Annotated in this window: 15 protein-coding genes; all 15 read left to right on the forward strand. The window is 71.5% G+C overall.

All coding sequences use genetic code 11. The features are described 5' to 3' along the window. Window positions 1–8: 8 nt before the first annotated feature. The 15 genes from AAHG09_RS15915 to AAHG09_RS15985 all read left to right on the forward strand — a co-directional run bounded on the left by AAHG09_RS15915 (window position 9) and on the right by AAHG09_RS15985 (window position 16,949). Window positions 9–1,253 (forward strand): ABC transporter substrate-binding protein, encoded by a 1,245-nt coding sequence (locus tag AAHG09_RS15915; RefSeq protein WP_342108398.1) that lies wholly within the window; start codon window positions 9–11, stop codon window positions 1,251–1,253. Between the two features lie 90 nt (window positions 1,254–1,343). Next, the gene (locus AAHG09_RS15920) at window positions 1,344–2,222 is read left to right on the forward strand and encodes a branched-chain amino acid ABC transporter permease (RefSeq protein ID WP_342108399.1); all 879 of its coding nucleotides are present in this window, start codon (window positions 1,344–1,346) and stop codon (window positions 2,220–2,222) included. 1 nt (window position 2,223) lies between these two features. Further along, entirely contained in the window at window positions 2,224–3,264 is a 1,041-nt protein-coding gene (locus AAHG09_RS15925; protein WP_342108400.1) for a branched-chain amino acid ABC transporter permease, read from the forward strand. Between the two features lie 4 nt (window positions 3,265–3,268). Then, window positions 3,269–4,012 carry an ABC transporter ATP-binding protein gene (locus AAHG09_RS15930; RefSeq protein WP_342108401.1) on the forward strand — a complete coding sequence of 248 codons (744 nt, stop codon included), beginning with the start codon at window positions 3,269–3,271 and terminating at the stop codon, window positions 4,010–4,012. Continuing rightward, window positions 4,002–4,709 (forward strand): ABC transporter ATP-binding protein, encoded by a 708-nt coding sequence (locus AAHG09_RS15935; protein WP_412760046.1) that lies wholly within the window; start codon window positions 4,002–4,004, stop codon window positions 4,707–4,709. The genes AAHG09_RS15930 and AAHG09_RS15935 overlap by 11 nt, the downstream gene beginning before the upstream one ends. Before the next feature lie 51 nt (window positions 4,710–4,760). After that, entirely contained in the window at window positions 4,761–5,522 is a 762-nt protein-coding gene (locus AAHG09_RS15940) for a 5-oxoprolinase subunit PxpA (protein WP_342108402.1), read from the forward strand. Further along, complete coding sequence (locus AAHG09_RS15945) at window positions 5,519–6,241, forward strand: 5-oxoprolinase subunit B family protein (RefSeq protein ID WP_342108403.1); 723 nt, start codon at window positions 5,519–5,521, stop codon at window positions 6,239–6,241. Before AAHG09_RS15940 ends, AAHG09_RS15945 begins: the two co-directional genes overlap by 4 nt. Beyond that, entirely contained in the window at window positions 6,238–7,272 is a 1,035-nt protein-coding gene (locus AAHG09_RS15950) for a 5-oxoprolinase subunit C family protein (RefSeq protein WP_342108404.1), read from the forward strand. Before AAHG09_RS15945 ends, AAHG09_RS15950 begins: the two co-directional genes overlap by 4 nt. Before the next feature lie 523 nt (window positions 7,273–7,795). Then, window positions 7,796–9,349 carry an ABC transporter substrate-binding protein gene (locus tag AAHG09_RS15955; protein WP_342108405.1) on the forward strand — a complete coding sequence of 518 codons (1,554 nt, stop codon included), beginning with the start codon at window positions 7,796–7,798 and terminating at the stop codon, window positions 9,347–9,349. Window positions 9,350–9,466: 117 nt separating this feature from the next. Then, the gene (locus tag AAHG09_RS15960) at window positions 9,467–10,438 is read left to right on the forward strand and encodes an ABC transporter permease (RefSeq protein ID WP_342108406.1); all 972 of its coding nucleotides are present in this window, start codon (window positions 9,467–9,469) and stop codon (window positions 10,436–10,438) included. After that, window positions 10,435–11,274: an ABC transporter permease gene (locus AAHG09_RS15965; RefSeq protein WP_342108408.1), complete on the forward strand. Its 840-nt coding sequence runs from the start codon at window positions 10,435–10,437 to the stop codon at window positions 11,272–11,274. Before AAHG09_RS15960 ends, AAHG09_RS15965 begins: the two co-directional genes overlap by 4 nt. 11 nt (window positions 11,275–11,285) lie before the next feature. Further along, window positions 11,286–13,043 (forward strand): ABC transporter ATP-binding protein, encoded by a 1,758-nt coding sequence (locus AAHG09_RS15970; RefSeq protein WP_342108410.1) that lies wholly within the window; start codon window positions 11,286–11,288, stop codon window positions 13,041–13,043. Continuing rightward, window positions 13,043–14,392, forward strand: a complete 1,350-nt coding sequence (locus AAHG09_RS15975) for an aspartate aminotransferase family protein (RefSeq protein ID WP_342108411.1) — start codon at window positions 13,043–13,045, stop codon at window positions 14,390–14,392. The genes AAHG09_RS15970 and AAHG09_RS15975 overlap by 1 nt, the downstream gene beginning before the upstream one ends. Before the next feature lie 5 nt (window positions 14,393–14,397). Next, window positions 14,398–15,837: an amidase gene (locus AAHG09_RS15980; RefSeq protein ID WP_342108461.1), complete on the forward strand. Its 1,440-nt coding sequence runs from the start codon at window positions 14,398–14,400 to the stop codon at window positions 15,835–15,837. Between the two features lie 44 nt (window positions 15,838–15,881). Continuing rightward, window positions 15,882–16,949, forward strand: coding sequence for a phosphotransferase (locus AAHG09_RS15985; protein WP_342108412.1), 1,068 nt, complete (start codon window positions 15,882–15,884; stop codon window positions 16,947–16,949). Window positions 16,950–16,954 lie beyond the last annotated feature (5 nt).

A 16,954-nucleotide genomic window follows, 5' to 3' on the forward strand; every position in this document is an offset into this window, starting at 1 on the left:
AACGCCCCATGCTGCGTCGTCGCGAAATTCTGGCCGCTGGCGCCCTGGCGCTCGCAGGCCTCGGGTCCCAGCGCGCGGCGGCCGCCGACGAGGTGGTGGTCGGCGTGCTGTACGCCCTGTCCGGCGCCAGCGCCCAGAACGGCGTCGATGCCCGCCGCGCCTTCGAGACGGCCCTCGACGTGATCAACGCGAGCCACGACCTCGACCTGCCCGCCGCCAAGGGCGCCGGCCTCGAAGGGCTCGGCGGCGCCAAGATCCGCCTCGTCATCGCCGACCACCAGGGCGATCCGCAGAAGGGCCGCGCCGAGGCGGAGCGCCTGATCACCCAGGACAAGGTCATCGCGATCGTCGGCGCCTACCAGTCCAGCGTCTCGGCCACCGTGAGCGCGGTGTGCGAGCGCTACGGCGTGCCCTTCGTCTGCGCCGATTCCTCCTCGCCGAGCCTGAGCCGCCGGAACCTGAAGTACTTCTTCCGGCCGGCCGCCAACGACGAGATGTTCTCGGCGGCGATGTTCGATTTCATGGACGGGCTGCGCAAGCAGGGCAAGGCGATCGACTCGGTCGCCCTGTTCTACGAAGACACGATCTACGGCATCGACTCGTCCAACGTGCAGCGCAAGCTCGCGAACGAGCGCGGCTACAGAATCGCCGCGGACGTGAAGTACAAGAGCAACTCGCCCTCGCTGACCGCCGAGGTGCAGGCGCTCAAGTCCGCGGGCGCCGACGTGCTGCTGCCGACCTGCTACACCAACGACGCCATCCTACTCACCAAGACGATGGGCGAACTCGGCTACAAGCCGAAGGCCATCATCGCCCAGGCGGCGGGATTCTCCGAGAAATCCGTCTACGACGCGGTCGGTGACAAGCTCCAGGGCCTGATCTCGCGCGCGAGCTTCTCCCTCGACCTCGCCGCCAAGCGGCCCTCGGTCGGCATCGTCAACGAGATGTTCAAGAAGCGCGCCGATCGCGACCTGAACGACAACACCGCGCGCCAGTTCACGGCGATGCTCGTGCTCGCCGACGCCCTCAACCGGGCCGGCTCCACCGACGGTGCCAAGCTGCGCGCGGCCCTCGCCGCGACCGACATTCCCGGCACGCGCACGATCATGCCCTGGAAGAAGGTGGTCTTCGACGCGGGCGGCCAGAACCCCGACGCGACGCCGGTCCTGATCCAGTACGTCGGCACCCAATTCGTGACGGTTTTTCCCGAATCCGCCGCCGTCGCCCCGCCGATCTGGCCCATGAACGCCTGACCGGGCGGGCCGCGCGCGGAGCGAGGGCCCACGCGTGACCTTGAACAGCCCCCGATCACCCCTTCCTCGGACCTGCGCGGGATCATGCCGATGACGATGCAAGCCCTCGTGCAGGTGCTGGCGAGCGGGTTGCTCACCGGGCTGATCTACGGCCTCGTCGCGGTCGGCCTGTCGCTGATCTTCGGCCTGATGGACGTGGTCAACTTCGCCCACGGCGAATTCCTGATGCTGGCGATGTACCTGACCTTCGGGCTCGTCGTCGTGTCGGGGCTCGATCCGATCGTGCTGATGCCGCTCGTGGCCGCGCTGATGTTCGTCCTCGGCGGCACCGTCTACCTCGGCGTGGTCCGCTTCGCGATGCGGGCCAAGGCCAACCAGGGCATGGTGCAGATCTTCGCGACCTTCGGCCTGGCGATCCTGCTCCAGGGCGTCGCGCAGTACCTGTTCACGCCGGACTACCGCAGCCTCCAGGTGTCCTGGCTCGGCGGGAAGACCCTCGACCTCGGCGGCGTCTACCTGCCCTGGCCGCAGGTGTTCGGCGCCCTCGTCTCGCTGGCGGCCTTCGGCGGCCTGTACCTCCTGATGACGCGGACCGATTTCGGGCGGGCCCTGGAAGCGACCCGCGAGGATCAGGGCGCCGTCGCCCTGGTCGGCATCGACCGCAACCGGATCTTCGCCCTCGGCTGGGGGCTCGGCGCGGCCCTCGTCGGCCTCGCGGGCGCGGTGCTGACCGTGTTCTACTACATCCATCCCGGCGTCGGGGGCGCCTTCGCGCTGATCGCCTACGTCACGGTGGCGCTCGGCGGCTTCGGCAGCGTCTTCGGCGCGCTGGCCGCGGGCCTGATCGTCGGGCTGGTCGAGGCGGCGACCACCCTGGTCCTGCCGCCCTCCCTGAAATCGGTGGGCGTCTACGCCCTCTACCTCCTCGTGGTTCTTGTGCGGCCCCAGGGCCTGTTCGGGAGGCTCTGACATGACCGGCACGTCGCTGATCGCCGCTCCGGCAATCTCCCCGAGCCTGGACGCGGCGGCCCGGCGCTTCGCGGCCAAGCGCCGCCGGAGCCTCTACGTCGGCGCGCTGGTCTTCGCCGGCCTCGCCGCGCTGCCCTACGCGATCCGGGACGTCTACCTCCAGAACGTCCTGGTCCTGACCCTGCTCTACGCGGCCCTGTCGCAGAGCTGGAACATCCTGGGCGGCTATTGCGGACAGATCTCCCTCGGTCACGCGCTCTACTTCGGCATCGGCGCCTACGCGACCAGCATCCTGTTCGTGAATTACGGCGTGTCGCCGTGGCTGGGCCTCGGGTTCGGCGCGGTGCTGGCGGCCTCGGTGGCCCTCGTCATCGGGTGGCCCTGCTTCCGTCTCGGCGGCCATTACTTCTCGATCGCGACCATCGTCATCGCCGAGGCCGGGCTGCTGCTCGTGCAGAACTGGGATTTCGTGGGCGGGGCGATGGGCGTGCAGTGGCCGTTCAACCCGGATAGCTGGGCGACCCTCCAGTTCGCGCGGGACAAGATCCCGTACGCCCATCTCGCCCTCGGCCTGCTGGTCGCGACCTGGCTCGTCACCTTCGTCGTCGCCGAATCGCGGTGGGGCTACGGCTGGCGCGCCGTCAAGGACGACCCGGTCGCCGCCCGGAGCCTCGGCGTCGAGGTGTTCCGGTCCAAGATGGCGGCGGCGGCGATCTCGGCCTTCTTCACGGCGATCGGCGGCGGGCTCTACGCCTCCTACGTCTCGTATATCGATCCCGAGAGCGTGATGAGCTTCCGCTTCTCCCTGCTCTTCGCGCTGCCCGCCGTGCTCGGCGGCGTCGGCACCCTGTGGGGCGCCCTGGTGGGGGCGGCGATCCTCATCCCGATCACCGAGATCAGCCGCTCCTATCTCGGCGGCACCGGCAGCGGCATCGACCTGATCTTCTACGGCGGCCTCGTGATGGTCGTGGCGATCGCCCGCCCCGAGGGCGTGCTCAGCCTGTTCAAGCGGTCGCGCGCCGCGCGCAACGAGGAGGCGTGAACCCGTGAGCGCGGACCCGAGCGACCCGATCCTGCGCGTCGACGACGTGACCTTGGCCTTCGGCGGCCTCGTCGCCAACCGCGACGTGACCCTCGACGTGCGCCGGGGCGAGATCCTGGGGCTGATCGGTCCGAACGGGGCCGGCAAGTCGACCCTGTTCAACCTGATCTCGGGTGTCTACCGCCCGAGCAAGGGGCGGATCCTGTTCGCGGGGGCCGACATCACCCGGCTGCCGCCGGCCGAGCGCTGCCGCCGGGGCATCGCACGCACCTTCCAGGTGCCGCGCTCCTTCGACTCGATGAACGTCCTGGAGAACGTCACGGTCGGCGCGCTCGCCCGCCATTCGTCCGCGGCATCCGCCCGCCGCGCCGCCCTGGACACCCTGGAGCGCGTCGAGCTGACCCACCGCGCCGAGGCGGTGGCCGGCGAGCTGACGCCGCCCGAGAAGCGCCGCCTGGAGGTGGCCCGCGCGCTCGCCACCGGCCCGCGCCTGCTCCTCCTCGACGAGGTGCTCACCGGCCTCACGCCCGCCGAGGCCAAGGCCGGCGTCGCGCTGATCCGGCGCGTGGCGGCCACGGGGGTGACCGTGATCATGGTCGAGCACGTGATGGAGGTGGTGATGCCGCTGGTCGACCGGGCCGTGGTGCTCCACCTCGGCAGCGTCCTGGCTCAGGGCCTGCCGGCCGACGTGGTGCGGGACGACGGCGTCATCACGGCCTATCTCGGGGAGCGCCACCGTGCTGCTTGAGGTCGACGCGCTCTCCACCGCCTACCAGGGCCTGCTCGCGATCCAGGGCGTGTCGCTGGACGTCGCCGAGGGCGAGATCGTCGTGGTGGCCGGCGCCAACGGCGCGGGCAAGTCGACGCTGCTCAAGTCGATCGCGGGGCTGGAGCGGCCGCGCGACGGGACGGTCCGCTTCGACGGCGGCCGCCTCGACGGGCTCCCGGGCCACCTCATCACCGCCCGGGGCGTCGCCTACGTGCCCGAGAACAAGCGGCTGTTCCCCCGCCTCTCGGTCGCCGACAACCTGCGGCTCGGCAGCTACCTGCATCGGAGCAGGGCCGACCGCGACGCGCCCCTGGAACGGGTGTTCGCGCTCTTTCCCCGGCTGAAGGAGCGGCTGCCGCAGCGGGCCGCGACCCTCTCGGGCGGCGAGCAGCAGATGCTGGCGATCGGCCGCGCCCTGATGACCCGCCCGCGCCTGCTGATGCTCGACGAGCCCTCGCAGGGCATCATGCCGAAGCTCGTCGACGAGATCTTCGCCGCCGTCACGGCGATCCGCGACGCGGGCGTGACCGTCCTGCTGGTCGAGCAGCGGCTCGCCGAGAGCCTCGCCATCGCCGACCGCGCCTACGTCCTCCAGACGGGGCGCGTCATCCTCTCCGGGCCGGCCGCGCAGGTGCGCGACGATCCGGAGGTGCGGCGGGCCTATCTCGGGATCTGAGAGCATTTCGTGCCGGCACCGCCGGCATAGGGTGAGACGGGAGAACGGGTGATGACCCGCGTGGACCTGAACTCCGACCTCGGCGAGGGCTTCGGCGCCTATACCTGCGGCGACGACGTGGCGATCCTCGACATCGTCACCTCGGCCAACGTCGCCTGCGGCCTGCACGCGGGCGATCCCGAGATCATGGCCCGCACCTTCGCGCTGGCGAAGGCGCGCGGCGTGGCGGTGGGCGCCCATCCGGGCTTCCCGGACCTCTGGGGCTTCGGCCGGCGGCGGATCCCGTTCACCCCGGGTGAGATCGAGCGGCTGGTCGCCTATCAGGTCGGGGCCGCCCAGGCGCTCGCCGCCTATGCGGGTCACCGCCTGACCTACGTGAAGACCCACGGGGCGCTCGGCAATATCGCGGCCGAGGAGCGCTCGGTGGCCGATGCGGTCGCCCGCGCGGTCAGGGCCGTCGATCCGGATCTCGCCCTGCTCGCCATCGCGCTGAGCGCGCAGGTGGCGGCGGGGGAGGCGGCGGGCCTCGAGGTCCACCAGGAGATCTTCGCCGACCGCGGCTATACCGAGGACGGGTTGCTGATCCCGCGCAGCCAGCCCGGCGCCTTCGTCACGGACCCGGACACGGCCGCCGACCGGGTGCTGCGCATGGTCCAGGGGGGCATCATCCTGACGGCATCGGGCCGGGAACTGCCGACCCCGATCCGCTCGATCTGCGTCCACGGCGACACCGCCCACGCGGTCGCCACCGCGCGTGCCGTCCGCGCCATCCTGGAGGGCGGCGGCGTGACGCTCGCCCCGTTCCGGCCATGAGCGCTCCCCGCCTCCTCGACGCGGGCGAGGCGGCCCTGGTCGTGGAGTTCGGCACCACGGTCGATCCGGCGCTCAGCGACCGGGTTCTGGCCCTCGACGAGGCGCTCGCCGCCGACCCGCCTGAGGGCCTGCGGGAGCGGGTGCCGACCTACCGATCCCTGATGCTGCACTACGACCCGCTCGTGCTCGACCGGGCGCGGCTCGCCGACCACGTGCTGCGGCTGACCGGGAACGCCACGGAGCGCACGGGTGCGGCCACCCTGTGGATTCTGCCCTGCTGTTACGACGCCCCGCACGGGGAGGATGTCGTCGAACTCGCCCGGCGTGCCGGGCTGTCGCCCGAGGCGGTGGTCGCGCGGCATGCCGGGGCGACCTACCGGGTCTACATGTACGGCTTCGCGCCGGGCTTCGCCTATCTCGGCGGCCTCCCGGAGGACCTCGCCGTGCCGCGGCGCGCGAGCCCGCGCCCGCCGCACCCGCGTAACGCCGTTGTGGTCGGGGGTGGCCTCGCCGCGGTCGCCACCGTGCCGATGCCCACCGGCTGGTACGTGGTCGGCGCCACGCCGTCCCGGCTCTACGCCCCCGAGCGCGCCCAGAGCTTCTTCGTGGCGGCCGGCGACGCGATCCGGTTCGAGCCGGTGGACGCCGCGACCTTCGACGCGCTGGCCGCCCGCGAGGCGGCGGGCGAGCCCGTGGCGCGACAGGGACGCGCCGTATGAGCGCCCTCGTCATCGAGGCCGCCGGCCCCGGCATCACCCTGCAGGATGGCGGCCGGCACGGCTACCTGCGCTACGGCTTCACCGCCGCCGGGCCGATGGACCCGCTGATGCACGCCACCGCCAACCGGGCGGCCGGCAATCCCCGCGACGCGGCGGCGATCGAGATCTCGACCGGCGGGGTCACGGTTGCGGGGGAGGGCGGCCCCGTCGCGCTGGCCCTCGCCACGACGGGGTTCCGCATCGCCCTCGACGGCGAGCCGCTACCGCCGGCCGTGGCGCTCACGCTGGAGCCGGGCCGGAGCTTGGTCGTGCGCGCCGGAGACACCGGATCCTGGGGCTACCTCGCCGTGCAGGGCCGGCTCGATCTCGCCCCGGTGCTGGGCTCCCTGGCGACCCACACGCGCTCCGGCGTCGGCGGTCTCGACGGGCGCGGGCTGGCCGCGGGCGACAGGATCCCGGTGGCGGATGGCCGCCCTGGCGAACGCGCGCCCCACAGGCTGGTCGCCCCGTGGCTCGACCGCGCGCCGGAGACGATCCGCGTCGTGCTCGGCCCCCAGGACGACTATTTCGCGCCCGACCAGATCGCCGCCTTCCTCGCCGGTCCCTGGACCGTCTCGCCCCGCGGCGACCGGATGGCGTGCTTCCTGGACGGGTCGCCGCTCCGGCACGCCAGGGGGCACGACATCGTCTCCGACGGGGTGGCGATGGGCGCGATCCAGGTGCCGGGCAACGGCCTGCCGATCGTGCTGATGGCCGACCGGCAGTCGACCGGGGGCTACCCGAAGATCGCCACGGTGATCGGGCCCGATCTCGGGCGGCTGGCTCAGGTCCGCGGCGGTGCGCGGATCGCCTTCCGGGCGGTGTCGATCGCCGATGCGGTTGCGGCCCGGCGCGCCGAGGCGGACGTCCTGCGCGGCCCGGTCCCGCGGGAGCCGGTGGTGCGGACGGATTTCGCCTCCGATTTCCTGCTCGGGCTCAACCTCGTCGACGGCGTCACGGACGGGCGGCCGTGGGAGCACGCGCACCGATAGGCGCGTCCGGTCCGGTGACGCCTCCGCGCCGCCGACCCGTTCCGAAACGAGACCCTGCTGCCGGAGGGCCGGCCTCGGATGCCCCACGCCAAGCCGCTCACGGACCCGATGTGATTGTCCCGGTCTCGAGATGCCGGACGCGATCGGAGAGGATTCAGCCCGGCCTCAGGAGCGGAGCCGGGTCACGCAAGTGTTGCCGGCTCCCGGCGCGGGCTGAATTGCGTACAGCGCGTGTCGCCCCATGGTCTCGTCGGCCCAACATATGGGCGACCCTGCCGTACAAAGAGGCGCCGCATGACGCCTTTTTCCGCCGCCGCGGTTTGACAAGCTGCTGATTCGGCAGTGATATACCGATATACCGCAACGTGCTTCCGCAGGCGGGACGGTCCCGTCCACCCCTTCGGATAAGCCCGCCGGCCTTCGGATGGCGAAGGGTCGATCTCGATCCCGGCAAGATCAGATCACATCAGGTTTCAGCGAATTCGATGTGCCCGCGCATGTGATCTCAGTGGATGGAGCTTCCATGTCGAACATTCTTCGAAGCTTGCTCACGATATCGGTCCTCGCCGGACCAGCCGTCGCGCAGGCGCAGCCCATCCCAGGCGGTCGCGCCAACCTGATCGTCCAGCCGGAACCGCCCAGCCTGATGCTGGGCCTCGTGACCAACGCGCCGACGCAGCTGGTGGCCGGGCAGATCTACGAAGGCCTGCTGCGCTACGACGACATGCTGAAGCCCCTGCCATCCCTCGCGAAGAGCTGGGAGATATCTCCGGATGGGCTGCGCTATACCTTCCACCTCAATCAAGGGGTGACGTGGCACGACGGCAAGCCGTTCACCGCCGCCGACGTTCTGTTCTCGGTCAACGACTTCCTCATGAAGACGCAGCCGCGCCATCGGAACACGATGACGCGCGTGGCCGGCGTCGCCGCGCCGGACGATCACACGGTGGTGTTCACCCTCAAGGAACCGTTCGAGCCCTTCATCCGCAGCTTCGCCTTCTGGGTGATGCCGATGGTGCCAAAGCACATCTACGAGGGCACCGACTACGCGTCCAACCCGGCGAACGACAGGCCGATCGGCACCGGGCCGTTCAAGTTCGAGAGCTGGCGGAAGGGCAGCGCCATCCACCTCGTGAAGAACGAGACTTACTATCTCGCGGGCAAGCCTTATCTTCAGGACATCTACTATCACGTCATCCCAGACGGCGCCTCCCGCGCCGTGGCCTACGAGACCGGCAAGGTCGACGTGCTGCCCGGCGGGTCGGTCGAGAATTTCGACGTGCCGCGGCTGACGGCCCTGAAGAACACCTGCGTCTCGCAGAAGGGGCAGGAATTCGACTCGCCCCTGTCCTGGCTCTGGCTCAACAACCGGAAGCCGCCGATGAACGACGTGCGGTTCCGGCAGGCGGTCATGTACGCCATGGACCGGCAATTCGCCCTCGACGTCCTGTGGAACGGGATCGGCAAGGTCGCCACCGGTCCGATCGCCGGGACGACGCCGTTCTACAAGTCCGTCCAGCCGCAATATCCGCACGATCCGAAGAAGGCCAAGGCACTGCTCGCCGAGATGCACTACGACGGCAAGCCGCTGAAGCTGCTGCCGCTCCCCTACGGCGAGACGTGGCAGCGCTGGGCCGAGGCCGTGAAGCAGAATCTCGGCGAGGTCGGCATCCCCGTCGAGATCCAGGCCACCGACGTGGCGGGCTGGAACCAGCGCGTGTCCCAATGGGACTACGACATGGCCTTCACCTTCCTGTTCCAGAACGGCGACCCGGCCCTCGGCGTCGAGCGGAACTACATCACCTCGCAGATCTCCAAGGGCAATCCCTGGAACAACGTCGAGGGTTATTCGAACCCGAACGTCGACGCGCTGTTCGCCAAGGCGGCGCTGGCGACGCCGGCCGAGAAGCGCCAGGATCTCTACGACGCGGTCCAGACGGCGGTTCAGGCGGACGTGCCCGTGGCGTGGCTGCTCGATCTGCGCTTCCCGGTCATCTACCGGTGCAATCTCCAGGACCTGATCACCACCGCCAACGGTCTCAACGACTCGCTGCGCGACGCCTGGATCAAGCGCTGACGGCGCTCGACCGGCCCGCACGACACCTCATCCACCGGCCCCGATCGCGGGGCCCCCGTCCGACACCGAGCCGCCGGCCGTTCCGGCCGGGCTCCCGCGCGGAGGACCACGCCCGTCATGCCCCGCTTCATCGCCGCGCGCCTGGGCAAGATGGCGCTCATCCTGATCGGGATCGTCATCCTCAACTTCGCGCTGATCCACGCGGCGCCGGGGGATCCGGCCTCCGTGATGGCGGGCGAGGCCGGCGATGCCGACGCCGCCTTCCTGCAGCAGCTGCGCGAGCGCTTCGGCCTCGACAAGCCGCTGCCGATCCAGCTCCTGACCTACCTCGCCAACGTCCTGCGGCTCGACTTCGGCTATTCCTACCGCCAGGGCATGCCGGTGATCGACCTGATCACCGACCGGCTGCCCGCCACCCTGCTCCTGTCGGGCTCGGCCTTCCTGATCTCCCTCGTCCTCGGCGTGGCGGCGGGGGCGCTGGCGGCCTCGCGCCAGGGCAAGGTCTCCGACTCGGTCATCTCGACCCTCGTGCTCCTGTTCTACGCCACGCCGCTGTTCTGGCTGGCGCTGATGGCGGTGCTGCTGTTCTCGGTGCAGCTCGGGTGGTTTCCGGGCTTCGGCTACGAGAGCGTCGGGTCCGGCTACAGCGGCCTCGACCGGGCGGCCGACATCCTCCACCACCTCGTGCTGCCGGCCCTGACCCTCGGCCTGTTCTTCATGGCGGTCTACGCCCGCATGACCCGGGCCTCGGTGCTGGAGGTGAGCCGGCTCGACTTCGTGCGGACCGCCCGCGCCAAGGGGCTGCGCCCCCGCGCCGTGCTGGTGCGCCACATCCTGCGCAACGCCATCCTGCCGGTCGTGACCCTGGCGGGCCTCCAGGCCGGGCAGCTCGTCGGCGGCGCCGTGCTGATCGAGACCGTGTTCGCGTGGCCGGGCATCGGCCGCCTGATGTTCGAGGCCCTGGAGCAGCGGGACTACAACCTCCTCCTCGGGATCTTCGTCGTCTCCGCCGCCATGGTGCTGGCCTTCAACCTCATCACCGACATCCTCTACCGGCTGGTGGATCCCCGTATCGGAGCTGCGGCATGACGGCGTTCTGGGTTCGCTACGCCCGCAACCGCGGCGCGGTGGCGGGGATCGTCATCCTCGTCCTGGTGCTGGTCCTGGCGATGGCGGCGCCGGCGCTCTACCCGCGCTCCCCCTGGGCGATGGTGCAGCGCCCGTTCCTGCCGCCCTTCACCAACGGCGGCTTCCCCCTGGGCACCGACACGATGGGCCGGGACATCGCCTCGGCGGTCGCCCACGGGGCCGGGGTGTCGCTGCTGGTCGGCTTCGTCTCGACCCTCGCGGCCCTGCTGATCGGCATCCCGATCGGGGCCGTCGCGGGCTATTTCGGCGGCCGGGTCGACGACCTGCTGATGCGCTTCACCGAGTTCTTCCAGAGCGTGCCGAACTTCGCCCTCGCGGTGGTGCTGGTGGCGATCTTCCGGCCGAGCCTCGTCTCCATCGTGGCGGCGATCGCGATCGTGAGCTGGCCGCCGGTGGCCCGGCTCCTGCGGGGCGAGGTCATGGCGCTGCGCGGGCGGGAATTCGTGCAGGCCGCGGTGCTGTCCGGCCAGCGCAGCGGCCCGATCATCCTGCGGCAGATCCTGCCCAACACGCTCTCGCCGGTCATCGTCCTCGGCACCATGATGGTGGCCGCCGCCATCCTGCTGGAGAGCGCCCTGTCGTTCATGGGGCTCGGCGACCCCAACATCATGTCGTGGGGCTACGTCATCGGCGCCGGGCGCACGGTGATCCGGCAGGCGTGGTGGGTGAGCCTGTTCCCGGGCCTCGCGATCCTCCTGACGGTGCTCGCCCTGAACCTCGTCGGCGAGGGGCTGAACGACGCCCTCAACCCGCGCCTGTCGCGCAAGACGCGATGAGGGGCGCAGCCATGACCGTCGCACCCCAAAACCACGCTCCCCAAAACCACGCCCCCCAGAGCCACGCCCCCGGCGAGCCGGTCCTCGTCGTCGAGAAGCTCGCCATCGCCCTGCCGCCCGGCGCGGACCGCCCCTACGCGGTCGACCGGGTCAGCCTCACGCTGCGGGCCGGCGAGATCCTGTGCATCGTCGGCGAGAGCGGCTCGGGCAAGTCGATGTCGGCCAACGCCGCGATGGGTCTCCTGCCGGAGACGGTGCGGCCGGTCGGCGGCCGGATCCTCCTCGGCGGGACCGACCTGCTCACCCTCGACGAGGCGGAGCTCTACGCCGTGCGCGGGCGGCGCATCGCGATGATCTTCCAGGAGCCGATGACGGCCCTCAACCCGCTGATGCGGATCGAGGCGCAGATCGCCGAGGTCTTCGCCGCGCACGGGCTGCTGACACCCCGGACGCGTCGGAGCCGGGCCCTCGAACTGCTGGCCGAGGTCGGCCTGCCGGACCCGGGGCGCGCCGCCGCCTCCTACCCGTTCCAGCTCTCGGGCGGCCAGCGGCAGCGCGTGATGATCGCCATGGCGCTGGCCCTCGAACCGCAGGTGCTGATCGCCGACGAGCCGACCACGGCGCTCGACGTCACCACCCAGGCGCAGATCCTGCGCCTGATCCGCGATCTCCAGGCCCGGCGCGGCATGGCGGTGATGTTCATCACCCACGATTTCGGCGTGGTCGCCGAGATCGCCGACCGGGTGGCGGTGATGCAGCACGGCCGGATCGTCGAGGAGGGCGCCGCCGCCGACATCCTCGACCGGCCGCAGCACCCCTATACCGCCAAGCTGATCGCCGCGATCCCCGACATGGAGGCCGGCGCCGACCACACGGCGCGGGCGGCGCCCCGGGCTTCCGTCCTCGACGTCGAGGGCCTGACCAAGACCTACACGCTCGGCGGCGGCCTGTTCCGGGCGCCCCGGACGGTCGCGGCGGTGCGCGACGTCTCGTTCACCCTCGGCCGCGGCGAGACCCTGGGCATCGTCGGCGAGAGCGGATCGGGCAAGTCCTCGGTGGGGCGATGCCTCGTGCGGCTCCAGGACCCCGACGGGGGACGGGTGCGCCTCGGCGGCATCGACATGGCCGGCCTGTCGGGCGAGGCCCTGCGGCAGGCGCGGCGGCGGATCCAGATGGTCTTCCAGGATCCCTACGGCTCGCTGAACCCGCGGGTGCGCGTCGGGCGGGCCATCGCGGACGGCCCGATCGCCTACGGCGAGCCTGTCGGGACCGCCCTGACGGCCGCGTCCGCGCTGCTCGAACGCGTCGGCCTCGACGCCTCGGCGGCGGACCGCTACCCCCACGAGTTCTCCGGGGGGCAGCGCCAGCGCATCGGCATCGCCCGGGCCCTGGCGCTCAAGCCGGAGATCATCGTGGCCGACGAGGCGGTCAGCGCCCTCGACGTCTCGATCCAGGCCCAGATCCTCGACCTCCTCGACGAGCTGAAGCGGGAGCTGCACCTCTCGCTCTTGTTCATCACCCACGACCTGCGGGTCGCGGCCAAGATCTGCGACCGGGTGATGGTGATGGAGAAGGGTGCGGTCGTGGAGATCGGGCCGGGGGCCGAGATCTTCTCGAACCCGCGCGAGCCGTACACGCGCAGCCTCGTGGCGGCGATCCCCGGGCGCAGACCCCGCGCGACGCCGCCGGAAGCCCTCGCCTCCGTATCCCTTGCCTCCGCCCCCTTTGCTGCCACGCCCCTTCCCGCCGCGATCAGGACACCCGTCTGATGACCTTCATGCCCAACTCCGTCGAGGCGCGCGACATCGCCTATCAGCTCCATCCGCTGGTCGACCTGCGCAACTACGACAAGACCGGCGCGCTCGTGATCGAGCGGGGCGAGGGGATCTACGTCTACGACAATGCCGGCCGGCGCTACATCGAGGGGCTGGCGGGGCTCTGGTCCGTCGCCGTGGGCTTCGGTGAGCGGCGGCTGTCGGACGCCGCCAAGCGGCAGATGGACCAGCTCTCCTACTACCACATCTTCGCGCACAAGACGCACGGCCCCTCGGTCGACCTCGCCGAGAAGCTGATCGGGATGGCGCCGGTCCCGATGTCGAAGGTGCATTTCACCTCCTCGGGGTCCGAGGCCAACGACCTCGTCGTCAAGCTGGCGTGGTACCGCGCGAACGCGCTGGGCAAGCCGGAGAAGAAGAAGATCATCGGCCGCCTGAAGGGCTATCACGGCGTCACCATCGCGGCGGGCTCGATCACCGGCCTTCCGCGCAACCACGAGAGCTTCGACCTGCCGCTCGACCGGATGCGCCACGTCTCCTGCCCCGACTACGCCGGGTCGGCCCTGCCGGGCGAGAGCGAGGCCGCGTTCTCCCGGCGGATGGCGGACGAGCTCGAAGCACTGATCCTGGCCGAGGGGCCGGACACCGTGGCGGCCTTCTTCGGCGAGCCCGTGATGGCCTCGGGCGGCGTCTACGTCCCGCCGGAGAACTACTGGGCGGAGATCCAGAAGGTGCTGCGCCGCTACGACGTGCTGCTGGTGGCCGACGAGGTGATCTGCGGCTTCGGGCGCACGGGGGCGATGTTCGGTTGCGAGACCTTCGGCATCGAGCCGGACGTGATGGTCCTCTCGAAGCAGATCTCCTCCTCGTACATGCCCCTCTCGGCGATCCTGATGAACGCGAAGTTCTACGAGCCGATCGCCGACGAATCCGCCCGGCTCGGCGTGCTCGGCCACGGCTACACGGCCTCGGGCCATCCCGTCGCCACCGCGGTCGGCCTGGAGAACATCCGGATCATCGAGGAGCGCGACCTCGTCGGGAATTGCCGGCGCCTGAGCCCGCTGTTCCTCGAGCGGCTGGCGGGGCTCGCCGAGCACCCCCTGGCGAAGACGTGGCGCGGCGTCGGCCTGATCGGGGCCCTCGAGCTGAAGCCCGCGACGGCCCCCGGGGCGAAGCCCGGCGCGGCCGGCGCCGCGCTCCAGGCCGCCGCCCTCGAACAGGGGGTGATCGCCCGCGCCATCGGCGATTCCCTGTGCTTCTGCCCGCCGCTGATCATCACCGCGGAGCAGATCGGCGCGATGTTCGACGCCGTCGGCCGCGCCCTCGACACGATCGCCGCGTGAGCCCGATGGACCAGATCCGCACGACGACCCGGACCGATCTCGGCGCGATGGATGCGGTGGAGCTCGGGGCGCTGTTCGCGTCCGGCCGGGCCTCGCCGGTGGAGGCCGCGCGGGCGGCGCTGGCGCGCATCGAGCGGTTCAACCCGCAGGTGAATGCCTTCGCGTATGTCGCGCCCGAGCCGGCGCTCGAGGCCGCGCGGGCCTCGGAGGCGCGCTGGGCCAGGGGCGCGGCGCTGAGCCCGATCGACGGGGTGCCGACGACGATCAAGGAGCTGACCGCCGTCAAGGGCATCCCGTGGCGGCGGGGCTCGAAGGTCACGGGCGATGCCCCGGCCACCGACGAGATCCTGGTGATGCGGCGCCTGCGCGCCGCCGGGGCGGTCATCCTCGGCACGACCACGTCGCCGGAATTCGGCTGGAAGGGCGTGACCCACGGCCCGGCCTTCGGCAACACCGTCAACCCCTGGCGCACCGACCGGGCCTCGGGGGGCTCCTCGGGCGGGGCCGGCGTCGCCGCCGCCCTGAACATGGGCGTGCTGCACGAGGGATCCGACGGGGCGGGCTCGATCCGCATCCCGTCGTCGTTCTGCGGCGTCTTCGGCATCAAGCCGACCTTCGGCTGGCTGGCCACCGACGCGCCGACGCCGCTGCGGGACATGGCCCATCGCGGCCCGCTCACCCGGACGGTGGCGGATTCCGCCCTGTTCCTGAACGCCGTCACCGGTCCGTCCCCGGATGGGCTGTACGGCGACTGCCCGAGCCCCGTCCCGGACTGGACGGAGGCGGCCCGCGGCGGCGTCGCGGGCCTGCGCATCGGCTACAGCCGGACCTTCGGCTACGCCCGCGTCGACCCCGAGGTCGCCGCCGCGGTGGACCGGGCCGCCGCCCGCCTCGCCGCGATGGGCGCCATCGTCGAGGAAGCCGATCCCGGCTTCGCCTCGCCCCTGGAGGCCCTGCGGGTGATCTGGTTCTCCGCCATGGCGGTCCTCGTGGATCGCTTCGCCCGCACCGAGACGGATCGCGCGCGCATGGATCCCGGATTCGTCGCCGTCGCCGAGATCGGGCGCCGCTACACTGCGGCGGAGCTCCTGGCGGCCGAGCAGGTCCGGGCCGAGCTGAAGGTCACGATGGCGCGCTTCCACGCGCGCTACGACCTGCTCCTCTCCCCGACCATGCCGGTCACGGCGATCCCGGCGGGCATCGACTTCCCCGCGGGCCAGGGCATGACCGACTGGACCGACTGGAGCCCGTTCACCTACCCGTTCAACATGACCGGCCAAGCCGCGCTCTCGGTGCCCTGCGGCTTCGATTCGGGCGGCCTGCCGATCGGGCTGCAGATGGTCGCCGCCCGGTTCCGGGACGACCTCGTCCTGCGGGCCGCCGCGGCGTATCAGGCCGCCCACCCGGAGGCGTTCCCGGACGCCCCGGTGGTCCGGTCCCTCTGAGGGCGCAGGGCGCGCCGGCTTCGCAACACCTGTCTGGATCCCCGATGTCCCATCCCACGATCGACGCCCCCGAGACCGGCATCGGCGCCGGCCTGTCGGTCGTGGCCGAGCCGGTCGATGCCCGCACCGCCGAGGGCATCGCCGCCGCGCAGTACGGCATCGCCGGCACGGCGACGTGGCTCGCCGGGGAGAAGGATTCGAACTTCCGCCTCGATGCGGGGGCGGGGACCGCCTACTTCCTGAAGATCCTGAGCCCCGGCGAGGATCCCGCGGTGTCCCGCCTGCACAGCAACGCCCTGATCCATGTCGCGCGGACCGCGCCGGACCTGCCGCTGCCGCGCATCGTGCCGACCCGCGCGGGCGAGCCCGACCTGCGCATCGCCGTCGCGCCGGAGGATTGCCGCACCGTGCGGCTCACCACCTTCACGCCGGGGCGCTCGCAGGCCGCCGGGCCCCGGACCGACGGGCAGCGCCGGGCCGCCGGGGCGCTGCTGGCGCGCCTCCAGGGGACGCTCGAGGGCTTCACGGACCCGGCGGCGGACCACGTCTCCTCCTGGGACCTGCGGCATGCCGGGCGGCTGCGCGCCGTGCTCGACGTCTTTCCCGAGGGCGGGCAGCGCGACCGCCTCGCCGGCATCCTCGACGCGTTCGCGGCGCGGATCGTACCCGCCCTGCCGGACCTGCCGCATCAGGTGGTCCACAACGACCTCGGCGGCGACAACATTTTAGTCGATCCCGACGATCCCGACCGGATCACCGGGGTGATCGATTTCGGCGACATGGTCCGCACGGCCCGGATGTTCGACGTGGCGATCGCGGCGGCCTATCAGCTCGGCCTCGACGCCGATCCCCTCGGCCCGGCCCTGGCGTTCCTGCGGGGCTACGCCGCGGTGGCCAGGCTGTCGGAGGCCGAGGTCGCGCTGCTGCCGACGGCGATCCGGACGCGGATGGCCCTGCGCCTCCTGATCCCGGAATGGCGTGCCCGTCGCTTCCCCGAGCGCCGGGACTACCTCACCCGCAACAGCGCCGGCGTCTGGGGGCAGTTCCGGCACCTCGACGCCCTGGCGCCGGCGGCGATCGACGCGGCGATCGCGCAAGCCTGCCGTCCCTGAGGCCG

The sequence above is a fragment of the Methylobacterium guangdongense genome (assembly GCF_038442355.1).
Classification (GTDB): Bacteria; Pseudomonadota; Alphaproteobacteria; order Rhizobiales; family Beijerinckiaceae; genus Methylobacterium; species Methylobacterium guangdongense.